Genomic DNA, 2,070 nt, shown 5'->3' with positions numbered 1-2,070 from the left:
TGGATGTTCCAGATAGCCGACGGCTTCGACATCACCATCGGCAATCCGCCCTATGTCCGCGCCGATGGCAGTGCGGAATATCTTGCCCAAAGGCGAAGGCTGGAGGCGAGCCGCCAGTACCAAACACTCTGGGAGAAGTGGGATCTTTACATTCCTTTTATCGAGCGCGGCTATCAACTGCTCAAACCCGGCGGCGTAACCACGATGATTGTTTCGGACGCCTATTGCCACGCCAAGTATGCGCAAAAGTCGCAGAACTGGTTTTTGAAAAACGCGCGCATCCTACGGCTTGATTTTCTGAGTGACCTGAAAATCTTCGATGCCGCCGTTCACAACGTCATTTACTTCTATCAGCGCGCCGACGGTGTCCATCACACGCCGGAGCGCCGCGTCCACCACGAGACCTTCGGCAACGTCACCACGCTGCCAAGCGATGAGCAGGCGAAGCTGACGCATCGGACGTTCTTCCCGGAGGAAACACAGCACGCTGGTTTTTTCGCACCGACGCTGCAAATTGGCTCAATTTGTTACGTCAGCTTCGGATGCCGTCCAAACAGCGATGAGAAACGAGCAAAAGGTTTGTTTGTTGCTGCAGATTTGGTCAGCGAAATGCGCGACAAGGAACACCAGAAACGCTACATTGAAGCGAAAGACATTCAGCGGTGGACATACCAACAAAGTCGTTGGCTTGAGTGGGGAACGAAACGTTCACCCAGTTTATTGGCTCGCGCAACTTTTGAAGAACTCTACGAGGTTGCTGAAAAAATCGTTGCGGCAGATGTTTCGGGCGCTGAAAATCGAGCTGCCTACGACGCATCACAGGCGTTTCACAGCCACACTCTAATTTCTTTTGTCCCGTGGCACTCGCTAGACAGCGTACGGAATAACTCGTTGAAAAAAACCGCACGCTACCGTGGCGAGAAGCCGCCGCGTCCCGACCTACCAAAACGCGAGGAACTGGAGGCTACCAGCCGCCGCTTCGCCGTGAAATATCTGCTCGGCGTGATGAACTCATCCACCGCCCGCGATTTCCTCCGCGCCAATCGCCGCAGCAACATCCACCTCTACCCGGACGACTGGAAGAACCTCCCCATCCCGGATGTGTCGCCGGAACAACAGCAGCCCATCGTCGACCTCGTGGAACAGATTCTCACGGTAAAGCGCGCCAACCCTAACGCAGACATAACCGCACTCGAATCCGGGTTGGATCATGCCATCGCACTGCTTTACGGAACGACGCCATGACTCGCAGCACTTCCACCACCAGTCCCCATCCACGACAGAGATGAACTCGACGCTTTGCTGAGGTAATGAGCAACCGACATGCCAAGGAGCCAAGAATGGCCTCATCGAACTTTATAACCCGCGTGGTATTGCGTAATTATAAGAGCATCGCCACTTGCGATGTGCAGCTCGGCCCTCTGACCTATCTGGTGGGTGCCAACGGATCGGGCAAGAGCAATTTTCTCGATGCGTTGCATCTAGCCCGCGATGCGCAGCAGTTGCCCGATAAAAACTTTAATGTGCTGCCGCCCATCCGCGTGCGGCGTGACCGCTTCTTGAACCGCGATGATGAGTTTCGCCGCATGCTGCTTCTGGCCACCCAGCAGTTGCGCAGCTATCTGGTCAGGGGTTTTGCGCTCGCTGCTGATACTTGGCGCGGGGCGGTGCTTTTGCGATGATGGAGGCACCCGTTGTTCCCGACGATTTCCCGCAGATCAGGAGAGCAGTTCATGGCTATGAATGTCACCCAGAAAATACTTGCCGCCCATTTGGTCAGTGGCACGCTGGAAGCGGGGAGCCCTATCGCTATCCGTATCGACCAGACCCTGACCCAGGACGCTACGGGGACCATGGCCTATCTACAGTTCGAGGCCCTCGGCCTGCCGCGGGTGCGCACGGAACTCTCGGTGTCTTATGTGGACCATAACATGCTGCAGTCGGGCTTCGAGAACGCCGACGATCATCGTTTTCTGCAAAGCTTTGCCGCGAAATATGGCGTGCATTTCTCCCGTCCCGGCAACGGCATCTGCCATCAGGTGCACCTGGAGCGCTTTTCCAGGCCGGGCG

Annotated in this window: 3 protein-coding genes; all 3 read left to right on the top strand. The window is 56.1% G+C overall.

The window, feature by feature from the left end; all coding sequences use genetic code 11:
- Positions 1-1,245 (top strand): Eco57I restriction-modification methylase domain-containing protein (locus tag M7F93_RS11805; protein ID WP_298173793.1); only part of this gene is annotated, 1,245 nt, incomplete at its 5' end.
- A gap of 95 nt (positions 1,246-1,340) precedes the next feature.
- A complete protein-coding gene (locus M7F93_RS11800; protein WP_298173790.1) occupies positions 1,341-1,682 on the top strand; it encodes an AAA family ATPase in 342 nt (113 codons plus the stop codon).
- Positions 1,683-1,733: 51 nt separating this feature from the next.
- A partial coding sequence (locus tag M7F93_RS11795) for an aconitase family protein (RefSeq protein WP_298173786.1) occupies positions 1,734-2,070 on the top strand: 337 nt, incomplete at its 3' end.

The organism is Acidithiobacillus sp. (assembly GCF_027322205.1).
In the GTDB taxonomy this organism is placed as follows: Bacteria; Pseudomonadota; Gammaproteobacteria; order Acidithiobacillales; family Acidithiobacillaceae; genus Acidithiobacillus.
This window is presented reverse-complemented; position numbering and strand designations above follow the sequence as displayed.

Excerpts from the sequence above, each read along its gene's own strand:
- M7F93_RS11800 (WP_298173790.1), top strand. The coding sequence starts at position 1,341 with ATGGCCTCATCGAACTTTATAACCCGCGTGGTATTGCGTAATTATAAG.